The sequence below is a fragment of the Companilactobacillus furfuricola genome (genome assembly GCF_003946325.1).
Taxonomy (GTDB): Bacteria; Bacillota; Bacilli; order Lactobacillales; family Lactobacillaceae; genus Companilactobacillus; species Companilactobacillus furfuricola.
Genome location: NZ_RHNT01000016.1, coordinates 1 through 20,054, shown reverse-complemented (window position 1 = coordinate 20,054; position 20,054 = coordinate 1). Strand labels below are relative to the sequence as shown.

The 20,054-nt window shown below is 34.9% G+C and carries 11 protein-coding genes and 1 pseudogene; 4 read left to right on the top strand and 8 right to left on the bottom strand.

From position 1 onward, the window contains the following. Nucleotides 1-518: 518 nt before the first annotated feature. The gene (pglZ, locus tag EKM78_RS06200; protein ID WP_125770451.1) at nt 519-3,035 is read right to left on the bottom strand and encodes a BREX-1 system phosphatase PglZ type A; all 2,517 of its coding nucleotides are present in this window, start codon (nt 3,033-3,035) and stop codon (nt 519-521) included. A gap of 125 nt (nt 3,036-3,160) precedes the next feature. Here pglZ and EKM78_RS06195 point away from each other — a divergent pair, with 125 nt between their 5' ends. The 4 genes and pseudogenes from EKM78_RS06195 to EKM78_RS06185 all read left to right on the top strand — a co-directional run bounded on the left by EKM78_RS06195 (nt 3,161) and on the right by EKM78_RS06185 (nt 8,278). Then, complete coding sequence (locus tag EKM78_RS06195; RefSeq protein ID WP_211334341.1) at nt 3,161-4,465, top strand: DUF262 domain-containing protein; 1,305 nt, start codon at nt 3,161-3,163, stop codon at nt 4,463-4,465. Nucleotides 4,466-4,484: 19 nt separating this feature from the next. Next, nucleotides 4,485-4,982, top strand: coding sequence for an HNH endonuclease family protein (locus EKM78_RS12960; protein ID WP_211334340.1), 498 nt, complete (start codon nt 4,485-4,487; stop codon nt 4,980-4,982). A gap of 60 nt (nt 4,983-5,042) precedes the next feature. Beyond that, nucleotides 5,043-7,190 (top strand): annotated as a pseudogene (gene pglX / locus EKM78_RS06190) (BREX-1 system adenine-specific DNA-methyltransferase PglX); the annotation flags it as partial. Beyond that, complete coding sequence (locus tag EKM78_RS06185) at nt 7,190-8,278, top strand: site-specific integrase (RefSeq protein WP_125770447.1); 1,089 nt, start codon at nt 7,190-7,192, stop codon at nt 8,276-8,278. The pseudogene pglX (EKM78_RS06190) and the gene EKM78_RS06185, both read left to right, overlap by 1 nt. A 55-nt stretch (nt 8,279-8,333) precedes the next feature. On the opposite strand, the gene pglX (EKM78_RS06180) is transcribed toward EKM78_RS06185, so the two are convergent. From pglX (EKM78_RS06180) to EKM78_RS06150, 7 genes are all read right to left on the bottom strand, one after another. Continuing rightward, nucleotides 8,334-11,882 carry a BREX-1 system adenine-specific DNA-methyltransferase PglX gene (gene pglX / locus EKM78_RS06180; protein WP_125770446.1) on the bottom strand — a complete coding sequence of 1,183 codons (3,549 nt, stop codon included), beginning with the start codon at nt 11,880-11,882 and terminating at the stop codon, nt 8,334-8,336. 18 nt (nt 11,883-11,900) lie between these two features. Continuing rightward, nucleotides 11,901-15,578: a BREX system P-loop protein BrxC gene (gene brxC / locus EKM78_RS06175; protein ID WP_125770444.1), complete on the bottom strand. Its 3,678-nt coding sequence runs from the start codon at nt 15,576-15,578 to the stop codon at nt 11,901-11,903. A 13-nt stretch (nt 15,579-15,591) separates the two neighbouring features. Beyond that, the gene (locus EKM78_RS06170) at nt 15,592-16,164 is read right to left on the bottom strand and encodes a DUF1788 domain-containing protein (RefSeq protein WP_125770442.1); all 573 of its coding nucleotides are present in this window, start codon (nt 16,162-16,164) and stop codon (nt 15,592-15,594) included. Between the two features lie 4 nt (nt 16,165-16,168). After that, a complete protein-coding gene (locus EKM78_RS06165; RefSeq protein WP_164507220.1) occupies nt 16,169-16,762 on the bottom strand; it encodes a DUF1819 family protein in 594 nt (197 codons plus the stop codon). Nucleotides 16,763-16,907: 145 nt separating this feature from the next. Next, nucleotides 16,908-17,882 carry a ketopantoate reductase family protein gene (locus EKM78_RS06160; RefSeq protein ID WP_125770438.1) on the bottom strand — a complete coding sequence of 325 codons (975 nt, stop codon included), beginning with the start codon at nt 17,880-17,882 and terminating at the stop codon, nt 16,908-16,910. A 277-nt stretch (nt 17,883-18,159) separates the two neighbouring features. Next, a complete protein-coding gene (locus tag EKM78_RS06155) occupies nt 18,160-18,840 on the bottom strand; it encodes a DUF554 domain-containing protein (protein WP_125770436.1) in 681 nt (226 codons plus the stop codon). Nucleotides 18,841-18,896: 56 nt separating this feature from the next. Continuing rightward, the gene (locus EKM78_RS06150; RefSeq protein WP_125770434.1) at nt 18,897-19,715 is read right to left on the bottom strand and encodes a MerR family transcriptional regulator; all 819 of its coding nucleotides are present in this window, start codon (nt 19,713-19,715) and stop codon (nt 18,897-18,899) included. Nucleotides 19,716-20,054: the final 339 nt, after the last annotated feature.

Below are 20,054 nucleotides of genomic sequence, written 5' to 3'. Positions count from 1 at the left end.
TGGATATTTTGTTTTGTTGTTGGGGTGGTGGTGGTTGTTTGGGTGTACGTTCAATGCCGGTTCCGGGGCGGGGCGCTATATGGGACTGGAACGCTGCGGACCCACTTTGAATCAATCGAGCACACCCCGCTCGCTTGTTTCAAAGCTGGGTCTTTCACTAAGCGGTAAACCTAAGTGAAATTTCGCGGCTGAGCCCATATAGCGCCCCGCCCCTCCACCTAGATAGAGGAAATAAAATATCTTTTTTTGTTTGAGTTTTACCAATGCTTTTTGATCAAAATGGCACTTTTTGTGCGTCCTATTTTTTACTTGTCTATCTCAAGGTTATTTTTAGGAATCAAAACATAGTACAAGAAATCAATTCATTATTACTCCATTGATTGTCTTACACTACCTTCTTGTATTTTTGATTTGGTCATGGTGCAGAAAAAAAGCAACATTTCGATTTTAACTGGCGAATACGAAATATTGCTTTAAAAATGAATTATGTTGTCATGAAAAGCACAACGAATTTTGTGTTAAAAATCAAAAGGTGAAAGACCGGCTATATCCATTTGATACTCAGTTGTAAGGCCCTCTCCAGTATTTGTATTTTCTATTACCAGATAATAATGCTTACTCTTATCATATTGTTGATCGATTAAATTGATGGTAATATCATTCATTCTAGCTTCCACCCCAGTCTCAGTGGAATTTGCATTGATCGTTTGTTTAGCAGAAATTGGCTCATTTTCCTCATCAACAAAATAAACATTATATACCGTTGCTCTATACATTGAATCGATTGGAGCTTCCTGTAATAATCGAACTTTAACTTCAAGTGAAGTAATATTTCGATTGCTACTTAATAATCTCAAATCAACGTCCTGGGCTTGAGATTTACTTGAAGTTGCTTTGATTTTAAGCAACGGCACAATCATTTCCTGCAATGATGCCCCACCATGGACATAATTAAATGACCCTGCCGATTTAAAAACGTTTGCCGTTTCTGGATAATAAACAAAGCGCTTGTCATCATTATTTAAGATGTCTGACAACTTCTGCTCTCCAATTCCAGGTTCGTTGATCTTACTATCAGAAACAATATATCGTTGTGATTTCCAATCGTCATGATAAACTTCCTCAGCTATTTTGTCTGCATCTGTTAACGTTTCATCTCGATATATATAACCGTGATCTGAAGTTACAAAAAATTGACTAACTCCATTAGTTCTTAATCTTGAAATCAAACCTTTTATTTCTTGAATAGCTTCAGATGTGGCTTTGAAAACATCGTCTTCAGTTTTTTTATTGTCAGCAATAGCATCGATCTGATTATGGTAGATGTATACAACTTGCTTATTAACAAACAATTGTTTGATTTCTCTAGATGATGCACCCTTTAAATCATCCAGCGCATATGCCGCGCTATTAGAGTTAGCAGCTACTAGTATTTTTTCCCGTTTTTCACGATTAGTTGCTTCTACACCATCAACTAATAATTTCTTATTCGTCAATTCTAGACGCTTGTTAGGTAGTAATGCTGGCATCCCCATATAGGTTACTGAAGGAAGCCCTGTAATCATATAATCCATTTCCTGACCTGTTATTTGATCGTCCATAGATAAGTCATCCTGCAATTCCTTTGCAGCTTCAAATCTAAAGGCATCAGAAATGATTACTACGATTCTATTAGTCTCAGGCTTAACATAATTCTCGTAGAAGTTACGTTGTAAATGGCGACTGGACAAATTACGATAATTTAGTTTTTCTGTCCAAGAAGAAATGTAATTGTTCAAGTATCCATCAGAGTATTCACGTTCAACTAGCATCTTAGTTTTGATGAAATTTTCCTTCATCCCAGATTTTTGGTAATTCAGGATGAACTGACGATAATACATATCAACCAAATATCCATCTTTAACATACTCATCAATCATATCTTGAGTGGTATTTGCTGGGTGAGATCTAATCGTTGAAAGTAGATTCCAAGCACTTTCCATCATCAAATAATAATCTTTGTACTTATAACCAAAATGCATTTCTAATCGATTTTTCACAACTTCTGGGAAGCTTTCCTCATTCAGCCGTGTTTCAAAATCATGTTGTAGCAACCTATCCTGTTCCCAAATGAGAATCATTCGATCAAAGATTGGAAAGACTGATGACTTAACAATATCATCCCTATCGACATCCAAGAATAAGGATTCCCCATCAACTAAATTCCAAACCTGCTGAGCAACTTTCTCAAACTTATCTTCATCCATAAAATTAAAATTACTAAATTGATTAATAAAGGTACTTACATTTGGATACTTAGTCATTAAATTGTACGATGAAGTCTTTTCTGGCATTTCCATTCCCATCTGATGATAAGTCTCAGTTAGAAATAATGATGCTGCTAGTCTTAACAATGTTGGATTTTCCTCATTGTATCCAAAAATCTTTCTAGCGTAATCCCAAAAAGAATCTAAAACATCATACTTTGCGAATTCCTCTAAAAAGGGATTATCTTCAATATCGTCACATAAAACTATACGTAAAATATCAAAGTAACTAACCACTATCCGCTTAGAATTCACCAGACTGGCTAAAATTGCCATCTCAGGAGTTTTTTCAAAACTAGATAGTTCATACTTAGAAAACTTATTACGTCGTTCCTTGCTGCCGAAAAATTTGGCATGTACCTTCACAAAAGAACGTAACTTCTCAGGCAAATTAAGATCACGACGAATTATTTCTTGTGCATCTGCAGTAAAACTATCTGAGTAAAGAAAAATATCTCGAAGATGATTTTCTTCAAGATACGGTTGCTTTTCTGGAGAGTATATTAGAAATTTTTCATCAGCTGGGGCTGACAACAACTTACTCTTCATTTTCAATTGTTCCCCTACTCGAAGAATTTCAACATCTGCTACTCCAGCAAGTCCCTTTGAAATATCAGGTATCTCATCTAAAAATTCACCATGATCGTCATACCAAAAGACGAAACGACTTCCCCTTTTAAATTTTCTTGTTAAATTGTCTATTATCTTTTCATTCTTGACATCAGCCATGCTAGTGCCTCACTTTAATTTTCTATCTCTCTAATGATACAACATCGCATTAAATTATTGAATTGCCTTGTGTTGTTAAAGTAAATATTAGAATATATTAGTTAGGTAAGAAATTGGAGAAATCAATGACAACAACAATCGAAGTAAATAAACAAAGCGTTAAACAACTTTTAGAAACTGGAAAGGACAAATTATTTGTTATTCCAGAATACCAACGCCCATATGCTTGGTCTGACGAACAAATTCAAACACTGTTTGATGATTTAGTAGAATACACCAAATCAAAGCTCGACAGTGACTATTTCTTAGGAACTGTGGTTTCATACGAAAATGATAATAATCAGCAAGAAATAATCGACGGCCAACAAAGAATAACTACCTTATTCTTGTTGCTTCGTGCCATGTACAACAAATTGAGTAGTATGCAACAAAGTAATAAAACAGCTAATTTTAAAGCTCAAATAGAATCTTCATTATGGGAACAAGATGAATTAACTGCTGAAGCAAATTTTGAAAAAACTCTGATTGTTTCTAAAGTAATGGGTGACGATGGAAATAAGACTTTCAATGATATTTTAGTTGATGGTAAAGCGGACGAAAATGCCAAAGATAATTATTCTAAAAACTATCTTCAAATGGTTAAGCTCGTTGAAGACTACGCAAGTAAAGAACCAGAAGCATTCTTCTGGCTTATCCGAAACACTTTAAATAAAGCGATATTATTACCAATTACTGCTGATTCACAAGATACAGCTTTAACAATTTTTTCAACATTAAATGACCGTGGACTTGCATTATCTGACGCAGATATATTCAAAGCAAAAATTTATAATCATTTAACTGATGATCAAAAAGTAAATTTCATCGAGAATTGGCAAAAATTGAACGATGAAGCAATCGAATGCAGCGAGAGCATCCAAAAGCTATTTTACTATTACATGTTTTACCTACGTGCTTTGGAAAATGACCGCAAATCAACAACCCCTGGTATTAGGAAGTATTATTCAAAAAACGATTTTGCAAAACTTTACGATAGAAATATCATGGATAATTTAAGAGTTATTCTTAATTTATGGATAGTTGTAAACAACAGGATACAATTGGATAACGAATCATGGTCAAAAAACAAAAACATTCGAAAAACTCTAGATTCACTTAAATCATATCCAAATGAATATTGGAAATATCCCGTTATTATTTATTATTTCGAATACCATAATGATGATAACTTTGAAGAAAACTTTTTGAAATTTCTAAGAAAGCTTCTCGCAGTCTTGGCAGCAAGATATATTGTCACACCCACCGTTAATGCTGTGAAAGCCAGTATATTGAACTTAAATGCAGAAATAGTAAAATCACCACAACCAAAATTTGAATTTGCGATGATTGATGAAGAGAACTTGAAATTCCACATTAAAAAATGCACATAGAAATACTGTGCGCATGATTTTGAAAATCATTGCATATCAAAAACAAGATATCCTTTTACCTATCAACTGGCAAATTGAACACATATTGCCACAAAAATGGCAATCAACCTATTTTCCAGAAGTATCCGACAAAGAAGTTAAAGAATTAGTAGAACACATCGGAAATAAAATCCCATTCGAGAAAAAACTTAATATCGTCGCAAGCAACGATTATTTCTTGAAGAAAAAGGAAATCTATTCCGAGTCTGATATTCAAGTGGTAAAGAATTTGAGTACAACAACTGATCAATGGAAATTAGAAGAGATACATGAACGCGACATCAGAATTTCTGACGAATTGACTTCCCTCTTTATTGATTGGGGATTGAATCAATATAACGATAATGAGACCACACACACGTCTATTCCTCAAAACCGTCTAAAAGATTACCAACAATTTTTAGCTTCAATAGGCAAAGAAGACAGTAAGGAATTGCAAAACACATTTTTAAATTACAGTAAACACGATGCAGAGTAAGGATAAAATCCTTATTCTGTTTTTTTATTATCGTTCACTCCAAGCTATAATCATGGGGTTGTTAAAGATATCGTTACGGATATTTCTGAGAGTGATTTTGATGTTTCTCAAGGTGGTCAGGTTGAGATCATTGGTTGGATTTATCAGTATTACAATACTGATCTCAAGGAACAAGTTTTAAAGAAGAAAAAATACAACGAATCTGACATTCCAGCTGTCACTCAATTATTTACACCAGATTGGATTGTAAAGTATCTCGTTGAAAATTCTTTAGGAAGATATTGGATAAATGTCTTGAGAGCAAAAGGAAGTGAAAATTCTCCAATAGATCTTGCTACTCAATTCGGATGGAAGTATTTTATGCCATCAGCAGAGCAGTCTAGTGCTGTACAAGTTAAGTTAAATAATGACAGTGAAAATCTAACAGATACCAAAATTTCAGATGTGTCTCTGATTGATGTGTCCATGGGATCAGGCCATATTTTGGTGTATGCCTTCGAAGTGTTTATGCAAATTTATATTAGTGAAGGATATTCTAAAAGAGAAGCAACAATTTCTATTTTAGAGAACAATATATTCGGTTTAGACATCGATACAAGGGCATTTCAACTCTCGTATTTTTCAATAATGATGCAGGCAAGAAAGTATAATCGACGGATATTATCATCAGATATCAAACCTAAAGTTTTTGATATTCCAGAATATGACGACTTGGATTACAAAGTATTTTCTGACTTTGTTGATCAAGATACCCTAAATCTGTTAAAGAATGTAATCGAGACGTTTAAGAATGGTAACAATTACGGGTCATTGATTCACTTTGCGGGGAACGTTGATTGGGAGAAACTAAAAAAAGTCTGTCAAGACGACAAAATTGGCCAATTATCATTCAATGCGATTGAAACAGAACAACGCTCAAAAGAATTAATTGAAATTCTAAATGTTGCACGAATACTAAGTTCTAAATACACAATAAACGTTACTAATCCACCATACATGGGGTCTGGAAAAATGAATTCAAACCTTTCAAAATATGTTGGTAAGAATTATCCAAATGGTAAGTCTGATTTATTTGCTACATTTATGGAACGGACAAAAGAACTGACAAAACAAAATGGATATTATGCGTTGATAACAATGCATTCTTGGATGTTTCTTTCTAGTTTTGAGAAGCTCCGGAACGAGTTAACAAATGATACCTTAATAAACATGGCACATTTAGGTACACGAGCGTTTGAAGATATCGGTGGAGAAGTAGTTCAATCCACAGCCTTTGTATTTCAAAATAAACAATTACCTGAATACATCGGTACTTACGAAAGACTAGTAGATTATAATTCGCAGGATAAAAAGGAAACGGCATATTTAGAGGCGGTGGGAAATCCACAGGTAAAATATCTTTATCGAACTAATCAAGCGAACTTTTCAAAAATTCCTGGTAGTCCGATTGCTTATTGGGCCTCACCCAGTGTAATAGATGATTTTTTGAATGAGAAGAAGATTGGTGACTACGTTGAAACAGCTCAGGGAATTACTACTGGTGATAATGATCTTTTTCTTAAGCGTTGGTTTGAAATAAAATATTGGTCCATTGGCTTTAATTGTTCAAATATAACTTCTGAATACAAGTGGTATCCACTGGATAAGGGTGGAAAGTATAGGAAATGGTATGGGAACATCCAATATGTTATTTGGTATGATTCTAACTCTATTAAATTAATGCATACAAAAAAAGGATTTCGCCATGATGGTAAGTCCCATTATTTTGATCAAGCAATTACTTGGTCAGATGTAAACAGCTCAAAGTTCAGTTTACGATTCAGGCCTAAAGGATGTATTCAAAATGCAAAGGGTCAAAGTGCATATTCAAATGATTCAAATTTACTTTATATTCTGGCGTATATGAATTCGCCTGTAGGTGAATATTTGATTAAAATGATAAATCCAACAATTAGTCTCTCCACCGGTTATTTTAAAATTCTGCCTAACAAACAATGTACAAATCAAAAAATTGAAAAGGTTTCAATGGAGAATATCCAGCTATCTAAGAATGATTGGAATAAATTTGAAATATCTTGGAGATTTGCAAGACATCCTTTGTTGAATAACATCGCTGATGATAAACAATTATTTAATATATTTCCCATACGCTACAATTGTCTATGTGCCAAATTTGTGACAATTGTTCCTGTAGGAGGTGAAAAATAATGGTCAGTTATCGTAAACGTGGTAAAGTTTGGCAGTACGAAATCTCCTATAAGGATCAATTCGGAAAATATAAGAAACTTCGCAAATCTGGTTTTGAACACAAATCAGATGCCGTATTAGCTGCCAGTCAGATGCAATTAGAATACCCCAATCTTTCCAGTGCAAAATCAAATGAGGAGTCACTTGTCAATTATTATCATCGTTGGATCAACGTTTTCAAGAAAAATAATGTAACACCAATTACATTCAACAAGTACGAAAATACAGGCAAACACATTTATGAAATTTTTGGCAATTTAAAATTAAAAGAAATTACTAAATTACGCTATCAGGAAGGACTAAACTACTTTGCGAGAAATCACGCTAAAAGGACCGTATCTTGTTTTCATAAACAAGTACGTGCTTGCTTGCTAGAAGCTTTAGATGAACGAATCATCCTTTCTGATCCAACGAGAAAGGCAGTTATCACCGGGGTCGAACGTCCAAAAACCAACAAAGTGCTCAGTTACGAGAATTGGTCAAAACTAATTAGCAATCTCAACCCCAGAAGAATCGATGATACGATCATTTACGTTGCTGCAGTTACGGGAATGAGATACGGAGAGATTGTTGGGTTAACCACTGATGATATTGATTTTAACAATCGTTATATCAATGTCACTAAAACATGGGACTACAAATATAAGACAGGTTTTATGAGAACTAAAACTAAATCATCCATAAGAAAAATCGCGATTGATCGGAATACAGTTACATATCTCAATACATTTATACAGTCAAATTCACCTAAACAGCACATGCCTATTTTTATGTATAAAAGACAGCATGTTATGGTAAGTGCTGAAATTAACAAAGCCTTAACATACAAGCTTGATGACCTCAATATTCCAAGGATTACTTTTCATGGTCTACGACATACGCATGCCTCAATCTTGCTTTATAAAGGGGTTAGTATCCTTTCTGTGTCTCGCAGATTGGGACATAGTAACATTACGACAACGCAATCAACCTACTTACATATCATTCGAGAACTACAATCTCAGGATCAAAATAAGATAGTTTCTATCTTAAATATGGCTACAAAATAATTGGCACATTTGTTGGAACATAAAAAAGCTTTTCCGATTTCTCGGAAAAGCTTTTTTAGTTGTACTTAGTTAGAATATGTTCTCCATTTTGAAGCTTGTCGTAATTTACAACCACTCCATCATCCAAATTTAATGAAATCTTTTCATTAGCTAAATGTTGAATCAACGGATCATATTTCTTAATTTCTGCAAGTTGTTTTGTTACGTGATTGATTTGTTTTTCTAAACGCTTCTTCTCTTTAGTTACCGTTTCGGATTCGAGTAGCTGATGTAATTGATTCAAATATGATTCATATCTACCTTGCAATGGATGTAGGTAGTTGGTTCTGATCATTGCCAGCTCATCTTCGTCATATCGATGCAGGTACATCAATGCTTTAAATCCATCCTCACGTCCACTTGAGAATTCCCAATAAATTGGACGTTTCTGGTAAACCTTCTTATGATCCTTGAAGAAATCATCCACAAAATATTTTCTAATTGCTGACTCGTCATCATTGGCTTTTTTACCAACAACAGAGGCAATATAGGAAATATTCTCGTCAACATTATTTGCGCCAAATGTTACTGACAAGAATTCTTTTAGGCGGTTGATGATATCACGTTCATCATCAAAATACTTATAATCATTCAGCAACAAAATATTATCGTCATTTGGCACAAAAGTCTTGTATTTAGACGTATCCCAATTTCCACCAGCAAATGCTAACCCTTCGGTATCCAGGGAATATCTTCCAAATACAACACCAACAAAATATGACAAGAATGACTTAATGTCTCTAACTTCGTCTGCAAGACGAACTGACACATCTGTATCTTCAACCTCTGGTGTTAACTCATCTTGTAGACCATATAGATCTATAAAAATTTTGTTCAATTCCTCTTCATTTGATTTTAGTTGGTCAAATCTATCTTGAGCTTCTTTTTTCCAAATATTGAAAGCATTTTTTAGACTACCATTAATCTCTGATCGTTTATCATCATCGATGGCAGGAATCATTGGATGTTTGTTAAAATCACTGGATAGTTCAAAATCATCATAATCTTTTTTAGAAAGATGAATGCTATTTTTACTTATTTGATTAATGCTCAAATTGGAATTAATAACTATAGGAATATTATTCATATCTCCATTTTGTAATGAGATTGTTGGATTTATTATACTTGTCAAATAATCCATAACTTTTGAATTGAATAAGCTCAGCAAAGATAAAATATCACGTGTATCTTTTGGAAAAATCATTGGTCCCTTGTTTGAATCGAATATTCTTCCGGATGGACTATAGCGAAATGAATTCCTAGAACTTGTTAATGCAGTCCATGTGATGCCTTCTTGAAAATAATGTCCTTTTCCCTGAAATCCGTATGCATTATTGTGTAATTCACCATATGTTTTAATAGTTTCTCCCATATTCTGAAAATCAACAATTAATTCATTATTACCATACCAAAATCTGCTTTTGCCACCTTTGTTATATGGATACCAACGTTTTTGTAAATTATTCGTTATTCTTTTTTGTCCGAAATCAATATCACTGAATGAAACCTCCCACCAATTTCTGATAAATTTTAAATTATTTCCTGTAGTTAAACCACGAAGAGCAGGACTAATATCAATTAATTTTTTTGAATGAGAGAAAATTTTAATGATATTCTTATTTGCCCAATAAGCAATCGGACTACCAGGAATTTTTGAAAAGTTCGCTTGATTAGTTCGATAAAGATATTTGCAACTGTCATCGGATATAGCTTCCAGTACTTTTTCTTTTTGTACATCCATACCACCCTTAAAATCAGATAGCTTAATATAAACTCCTAGATTATTTTCAGGCTGTGAATTTTTAATTACGAAAGTGTTAATGGGCACAGTTGCCTCTTCAAATGCTGAATATTCCATCTGAATTAGACTGGATATCTCTTTGTTTTGTACTATATATGTTCTGAGTTTTTCGTAAGTTTTAATGAACATCCATACAAATGGTGTCATAAATCCTGCATATCCGTTTGGTTTCAACCATGTGATGTTGTTGTAAATAAAAACGGAAAATAAATCTCCAGAATAGTCAGCATAACGATTCTTGACATACTTCTTTAGTTTTTTGTCCATTTTATTCAAATACGGTGGATTAGTGACTACGACGTCATATTTTCTGCTAATCACTTCAGCTAGTTCTAGCATTTGCAAAAGTACGTGTTTTGAATACTGAATCCGATATAAATCAATCCCTGACTCATCAACGTCATTTACGACAGATTCTAGTTGCTCGTAATCGTATGTTTTGTCTATTTGAATAATTGAGCCAAGTTCTTTTGCATTATCAAATAAACCGACTAATTCGCTTAGCTCTGTTCTAAATTGCTCCGGAATTAAATCCAATAATTCTGGTGAAACATCATTTGTATCGATATATACATGAAGATTTGGCTCAATATCTCCATTTTTTAAAATTCGGCGGTTATACTGTCTTGCCTTCATCATTACAGAAAATGCTGCTAATTGATATGCTCTGTTATCAATTTCAAGACCATACAAATTCTTCGTAATAATCTGTTTAGCGGCTTCTCTTTCAGAGTAACCTTCTTCTAAATAAATCTGCATCAACACATCAAATGCATAAATCAAAACGTGTCCTGAGCCCATGGCATTATCAACAAACTTGATGTCTTGAACTTGCATTGGATCAGAAATCGGCTTGATGTTTTCTGGTAGAAGGAACGCCAAACTATTTTTTAATTTACTCTCTGGATGGCGTTCTAACCAGTATTTGCCTAATGAATTGTCGACCATGTACCGAACAACCCAATCTGTTGTAAATAGCTGAGTCGCAGCGGGTATATCACTTTTCTTGACTGATCCTCCACTAATATTTACGACTTCATCATGGAGTTCCGTATTGTAATACTGATAAATCCAACCAATAATCTCAACCTGACCACCCTGAGAAACATCAAAATCACTCTCAGAAATATCAGTAACGATGTCTTTGACAACGCCATGATTATAGCTTGGAGTGAACAATAATTCTGCATAATCATTAGTTTTTTCGAACAAATAAGGTAGATTCTTGTTCAGAGCGTTTGCTTGCTTGATAAATAACATCTTATACAATGCATCCATCTTGATTGGATCTTCAGAATCCCAAGCTTCATTCACTAGTTGACGATCTTCATCAGAAAACACACCTAAATCACCTTCTAGTGATAATGGATCAAACATAATATCTGGCTCATTACGGTTTTGAGTACTTGATAATACTCTAGTTCTACTAGGTAAATAATCATTTACTTCCATGAATCTGATGGCAACTATTCTGTTAAACCAAGTGTAAGCAACTTCTTCCACAACATCCCTGAAAGCAGCCTGATAATCATTCTTTTTGGCACGAGAATTTAGTTCATTAACTAATTTCTTTCTTTTTTGAATATCTTTTCCAATTAGTGGATAGGAATCATCTACATAATATTCAATTTCACTAGTTGAAGTTGGTAATTTTTCTTCAATACCCTTTTCAATAATACCAATTAGGCTGGCTTGTCCTTTGACGGATTTTAATAATTCTGTACGAGCGTTTATGGCAAATCTCTTAATTGCATTTTTATCCATTTAAACTTCCTTCTAATATTAAAGACTCAAATTAATATTGTCATTATTGTCTTTTAATTCCTTCATCAATACTTTTTTCAACAATGATAACTGTTCATCAACGTCGTCTTCATTCTTAAGTGGCCAATTCTTTGGTATTTGCAAAGATCTAATGCTAATGTGTCTAGCCGGCTTCGTCTTACTCTCTGGAGATACCGTTCGTGTTTCTTCTTCAGGCAGGCTTGTATCACCAGTTGTATCAGATTGATTCTCATTATTTTTGCGACGTTCTGCCTCGATTTTAGCTAGTTTCTCAGCACGCTCAGCTTCCATGCGTTTTGCAACAACACGATCTGTGTCTTCTCTAAAACGCGATCCAACTGGGAGTACTTTGTCTTTAACAACCACTAACTTATCCAAGTTAATTGAATCTTCGGCTTCTTTGATAAAACTGTCGAATCTTTGATTGATTTTAGCTTTGAGTTGATCAATAGTTTCATTCTTTTCGGCGTAATCTAAAACATTTTGACGTTCGATCTCAATGTCACCCTTAATAGAATCAAGCTTCCTATCAAATTCCAAGTTATATTGATTATCAAACTGAGTACTTAAATCTTTCAATTGATGAATCTTATCTTGCGGCTTGTTTGAATTAACAATCTGTTCAATATCTTCAACAATATCAGGTAATTCTACACCTGTAATAAAGTCCTTGGAATTATTATAAATATCTAGTTTTCGATGAGCTACTTCCCAAATTTCTTGTTGTGTTTCACTTTGGTAAAACTCATAAATACCAAATTCATCCATGTCATCATGCCAATCTAAAAGATCATCCTTTATTTTGCTGGCATAATCATAAAAATTATCTGTGTCTGGAGTGTCATTTAGTTTACGCAACATACTAATCCCAGTTTCGATAAAATTCTTACCAGGGTAGTAATTTGGCTTTACTTGATACAACTCAAGATTTTTCAAATCCTTTTTTACTTTAGATTTGAGTTCATTCATTACGGTGTCGTCTTCATCATTTGAAAAAGTTCTCTTATTGAAAACTTCATCAGCTATTTCTTCAAGGTCCTTTTTCTTCGTTGCTGAAATCTCCCGGCGAGGTTCAAATTGAACCTTATCCACGTAAGTCTTTTTCGTAAAGTATTTCGCAATTTCGACATCGTCTGAAGTAAAGTTCAAACTAACTGGAGCATTGTTGACATAAAGCTTAATCTTTGAATTTACATAAAGTGAAGCAACTAGCCATTTGATATCAACATCGATATATCCATATGGAATATGACTAAATTTATCCAAAATGGATTTATAAGAGAGTTTGCTCCGACCGTCAAATGAACGTGTAATATGATCTAGAATAGCTTGTTTTGCTTGTTCATTTTCTGTCGTTTTGACTTTCAATTCATCATTCTTAAATAGATTGATAATATCTTTTTCATTTTTTGTTACTTCAATATAACTAAAACTCCGGTAAACATCATCGATTAAAGCCTCTTCAGCATCAGCCAATCGCTTATAAAAATCTTTACCATTATTCGTCATCTTTTTACCATTTACATAAATATCAGCGTTTTGAAGTGACGTCAATAATTCACTTGAAGCTTTGGCATTTAGAGTTCCTCGCTCAGTTTTCTTCATTTCAAAAATCTTTTGTGAGCGAGAGTCACTTAAATTATTATTGATTTCAAGAGCGAATTTTCTGATCTTAATCGCTTGACGCATGTCTTCGATATATGAATCATCTTCAGGCATATCGACTACTACAGATAATTGCGATGGATCAGCAGAAATTCTCGTTAGACTTGATTCATCCCTATGATAATCACTTTCAGATGTAAATATTCTAATGCTCATCTCATTAATAGTTGAGGCAACAGGATAGTCGTCAACGTATGGATTAAATGAGAATGTATATTGATTATTTAATTTAGGATAAACAAACTTCCTAGAAATATTACTCCCAGCAAATAATTGATCACCAATGCTTCTTGAGATTTCTGCAGCATCAACATTTTGTTTGTTAATTTGCTTACTGATGTCTTGCTCAGCATCGGTCAAGAATTCATAGCCATGAACTGTCTTTTCAACTAGCTCTTGATTAATGAGCACAGCTAAAGCCTTTTTAACCTTATTTTCCAATTCAATACGATCAGTATCAATTGAGTCAATCATTAAAGTCGTAACGTTATTAAGTGTTGCATCAAAGTTCTTCACGTATTTGACCATGAACAAAGTCTCTAAAACTTCTACTGCGAATGGTTTAACTTCTTTGTTTGGATTAATTTTTTCGTTATCAATGGCGTGTTGAATAACGATGGCATGGGTGTGATCCAAAAATTGTTCCAAGCCTCTGAAGAAAACACTAAATGGAATCAGTGATCTAATATCTCTGTTTTCAAAGTATTGGGCTGACTCTTGGAAAACAGCCAACATCGAACGTTCCCCTTCAGCTAAATGTTTTCCATCAGAACCATTTTCACGGATAGCAGTTAAGGTTTCTTGTAAAAGCACAAATTGATAAGGAACAAATGGATAAACTTCTGAGTAGGCTGATGCATTATCATATTTCTTTCTTTCAACATCTCCGTCAAAATCAATCAAATTATTAATAGAATGTTGTTCATCATTGTATGTATTTTCGAGAGCTGATTGACTCTCTGAAGTTTTTGTTAATAAACGTTTCTTGATAACTTCGTCAACGTTTGCAGAAGACATAGAAATTCTTGTATGGAAACGACCCTGAATCTTCGAAAAATCTTGTCCATTGATGTTATCAGTAACTTGATCAATTGCTTGCTGACTTGTAACGATTACCCACGCCTTACCTTGTGTATATGTTCCCAGGTCTTCGACGATACTTTGTAAATTGAGCATTCTTTGTTGTGAATCACCAATGTACTGACCAATTTCATCAATTAAAAATACCATGTGATAATCGTCAGATTGTTTCTTGATGTATTCATTTACCATCTTGGCAAAGTCTTCAACATTAATTGCATAATCTGAAGACAAACTATCGACGAATCCTTGAGCATCCGCTTCAGTCATAAAGCCGATATTAACCAATGTTTCTTTGATTGTACCTGTCATAAAAGCATATTCGTTTCGGTGTCCTACCCAATCTCTTGACTGAGAATCTACCTTGGTAAATTCATCCTTAAAATCTTCATAGCGATTGTCTTTAATTAACTGGCGCTCTAAATCTGCCAACCAAAAACTTTCGCCTGATAACCCCAGCTGCTCATTGAATACTTGTAAAAAAACATTTAAAATTGCATCTTTTTGGGTCTTGTTTCCACTTCTTGCTTTGGAATCAATGTTGAAAAGCATTACTTCATTATTGATAGCAGTGGATTTTTTCATATTATCAATAGTAATTGGATCGACAATTTTACTGTCATCCAAGAAATAATCAATTGCCGGCTTACCCTTTACCTCGCGGTTTTCTAGCAAGTACGAAAGAATTTTAAGAAAGTGAGATTTACCTGAACCAAAGAATCCAGATATCCATACTCCCATATTCGTAGTATTGTTGTTGATGCTCTCAACATAAGCTTGGAAAAAATCATTGAAATGATTTTTCAGCTCACGAGTTACAACGTATTCTTCTAATTCTTGTTTAATGTTGTCATCTCGGTCATCACCAATCGTAATAACCCCTTTGATATTACGGTCGATTGGCTTGGCAAATATATCTTGAATTTTCATTTTAAAATTTCCCCTAATTTATTTGAAATGCACGATAATAATTGTCTTCTTTAAGTTCTCCGAACATACTGAGACTTAAGCTATCATATTTTCCTGGATAAAATAGTACCACAGGAGTATCTGAAATAATCTGGTGCATTGTATTTAATATTTTATGTGCTCGTATTAATGGATAAATTTGTCCAATACCAGTTAGGAAAATGATTGTACTGCTATCAATTCGTTGTTCAATATACTGGACTAATTCATTATCTGAGTTTGTCATCCTTAATACATTATTTAATTGTTCTGACAAATATTCGATGCCGTCTTTCTTTTCCATTTCAATTGCTGCATCTTTAATGCCTTTTTTTTCTAAAATTTCCCACATAATTTGATAGACGTTAAATTCCTTAACCTCATATCCAATTGTTTCTTTGTTATAATCACGTTCTATACCATCTAGTTCTTTTCTCACAATTGGATAGTCTTGAGGATCATAGGCGAGAATATAATAAGAGACTTCATTTGATAAACCTTGATTATTTTGAAAGTCACTATTTTGCAACTTCTCTTTCAAATGATCCAATTTGATTTTTGTGCTCATTAAATTATCTCCCTAAAAATATTGCTAGTGCTTCATTGTTTTGGTTAGTTCTCAACGAATCTTCAAGTCGAAAATCAATCAATGGTCTAATAACATCGTCGTAGTCCCCGTGATCCTTCATCAACCCAGCTTCACGAACAAATGTCTTAAACACACTACGTAAACGTCCAATGGTTTTTTCAGTCCACTGAGCAACCTGATCACTTTCCTGCATTTTTTGATTAAAGAAGCCCTCAACCTCATAATCATTTAATTTTTCATCACCAACGATTAATTCATCTCGATATGTCTCATACATGAATTCTTTAAAAAGTGTATTAATATTCATAATCGAAATCAGATTTACCAATCGTTGATTTTGGATATCCAGTGATGGGAACAAAGTTATCAAATCCTTATCCAGACTATTAACTCGCTTACTGAGTACGTTGAACATATCACGAGCTCTGGATTTACTACTCTGTTTAAAATAGTTGTCATCGATGCTTTTACTTCTAATTTCTTCCTCTGACATACCTTCATTTACCAGATCAATGTATTCAGAAAATTCATCCATCCAAAAAGCATGTGAAACCATACTAGCACTATATTTATTCATCCTCATACCACTTTCCAAAACAAAATCTTCAGTTGTATTCTATTATAAATTACGGCAAGTTAAGATGCGACACCCTGAGAAAATTGATATCTAATTGATATGTTTCAATTCAAAATAAAAAAACCATCCTTTCGGATGGTTTTTGTTATTCTTCTTTGGTCAACAATGAATCAGGATCAAAATTCTTGGTAAATTCAGCTAAGTGAACTAGATTTCTCAAGTAGTCGTGCGTTGATGCTTCGTAGTGATATTTTAATCCTAAATCGTAGATGAAGCCGTTGATGTAGTCGACTTCGGTTGGACGATTTTTGTGGAGATCTTGATACATTGATGGATAGTGTAATGGCATGCCGGTCTCACTGGCTGTTTTGATTGCTTGCCACTCTTCTTCTCGCGTGTTTAGTAGTTGGATCCCGGCGCGTTCACAGACGTCGAACGCTTCGTTGATCAACTGGCGAGATAATTTTTCGGCGGTTGGTGCTTGGATGAATTCGCCCATTCTGATTTCAAACATTGTGCATAGTGTATTCAATACTGAGTTCAATATAACCTTTGACATCAAGGTTCCCATGAAGTTGGTAGTTAATTGTGGATTAAGATTTGCCTTGGTGAATTTGTCGACGATCTTGTGGGTCATTTCGTCAGGTTGCTCATTTTGGTTAACGATTTTCATCGAACCAGCTCCGGCTGCACCCATAAAATCGACGTCGCCAGGTCCGTTCAAGACTGTAGCAATCATGGCTGTTCCACTGATGACTTTGTCAGCATCAAAGTACTGGTTAAGTTTTTCCACATGACCGATCCCATTCATCGGTGCGACGACGTATTGCTTGTCGTTGAATAAATGCTTGCATCGCTTCAAAGCGTCTGCCAGTTGCATCTGTTTAACAAAGACGATCCAAACATCTGGATCACCTTGATAATCCTCTGGTGAAAAAATATTTACTGGTACTAAATGCTTGTTTTGACGATCACGGGACTGGTAAACTCCGCCTTGTTCTTTAATAGTGTCGACTGATTTATCCCAGATCTCAACAAAATCAACAGGGAAGCCTGCTTCCTGCAACAAGAGTCCATACCTCAAACCCATGGCACCTGCGCCTAAAACTGCATATTTCATAAAAAAGCCTCCCTAAATTTATTTAATTATTAAAGAGTATTAGCTTTTTTCTAATAAATGTCAACATCATTTAAATAAAACAGTTGTAATTCGCTAAAAATCTGATCACAAAGATTAGATATTATCTGAAAGACAGTTGATTTGAATTTACTGAGGTCTATTTCGATGCAATTGTATACAGTATACCGTAACCAAATTAAAAACGCATAGTCGATTAATATCGTCTATGCATTAACATTTTATCGTATTAAACTTATGTTTTGTATACACAATGAACTTAAAATGCTTGGATAAGCATCACGCCGATTATCGGTACGATCAATGCTGGCAATAAGTTCAGAACACTGATTTTTTTAATCTCTAGCAGGCCTAACCCTGAGGCTAAGATCAATACCCCACCGACGATGGTTAACTCGGTTACCATCGTTGTATTGATAGAGCTTTGTAACATCATCGCGATCAAGTAGATACCTCCTTGCCAGACTAAGACAGCTCCGGCTGCCAAGGCAATACCAAAGCCAAAGGTCGATGCCAGGACGATCGATGTTATTCCATCGAGTGTTCCATTAGTGAATAGGAACGTGTAATCCTTATTCAAAGCTGCTTGGATCGTCCCTAAAATCGATAACGAACCGATGCAATAAAGCAAGATAGCAGTTGCTAGTCCTTCGGCTAAATTGCCCCCACTGGAAAATCGCCCCACTAAATGATCGAAGTGCTTCTGGATATTAAGCCACTGTCCGATCACCCCGCCGATCGCTAGACTTAATATGAACATGATCGGATAGTGACTTTTGGGCATATTTTCAACGACAGCATTGATACCCACTACCATGGCGACGAGTCCTAAGGCTTGAGTCAATATTGTCTGATATTGTGGCTTTAATCCTTTATGCAGGAAACGTCCGATGACACTTCCAACTAAAATCATGCAGACGTTGTAAATTGTTCCTATCATGATGCTCCCCTTTTGTATTGATATTGCTTATATTAAACTCTCAAGTCACTTGAGGGTCAATCGATTTTTTCAACTGGCAGTTTGATTTCAGTAACGTATTTAGCAAAATCGTCAGTAATTCCGTAGTCGATCAATGCTGTTTCGATGGCATCGTCAATGATTTCGAATTGATGTTCTCGACAATATTTCAATAGCTTTTGATAACATTCCCCGGCAGTTTGATGGGTGCCATGAAATCTCATCCGCAAGTATTTTCCAGCTGGCAAATAACCGGTGGCATCTCCACGATCCCCCGGTTCTAAGATCAATAATAAACTGCTGTACTCATCAAACTCGTTAGCTAGCAATTGTTTTCGACTCAAGGTCAAAGCAATTTTTCCTAAAAAAATATTTTTATCCAAGCCATACTTTCGACGTAAGGTAGAAATAGGAAACTCAATATCTTCACTAGGACGATAGTCTTCATTTAAGGAGATAATCGGAATTTTTGGTAAGTCGACCAATTCGATTTTTTCTAAGACGGAATTGGCGGCATCATGAACTTGATTCAATCTGGCATCGATCCTTTGGTCGATTTGTTTGAGGGCATTGATCTGCTGATTGATTCGCTCTTTTTGTTCGATTAACATGTCTTCCAATTTTGTCGTATCTCGCGCCTGGAAGAATTGTTTGATAGACTCTACCGACAGATCCAGAGCTCTTAAATAAGTTATGACGTTTAGACGTTCGAACTGTTCGGTCAAATAATAGCGGTAGTTGGTGTTGGGGTCTACTTTGGCGGGGGTCAATAGACCTACTTCATCGTAATATCTTAATGTTGGGATTGTGATGTTGAAAATTTTTGCTAGTTGGCCGATTGAAAAAAGTTTTTGCATTATCTCACCTTCTTAGATTTATGATACCAGTGTTGTGGGGGATTGTTTGGCTAGTATTGAGATGTGCTGAGATTTGATTGTGGAGCTTTGTTGTTTTGTTGCTGGGATTGAGGTAGTAGTTTGGTTGTACGTTCAATGCCGGTTCCGGGTCGGGGCGCTATATGGGACTGGAACGCTGCCGACTCGATTTGAGCTCCTCGAAGAAGACCACTTCGACGATCTCAAATACGAGTCTTCTTGTAGGCGATAAAATCGCCAACAAGAATTTGGGTGCGCTCGGCATGGGCGTTAGCTAGGTGATGAAAGTTCACTGTGAGCCGTAGTAGTCGGAATCACGAG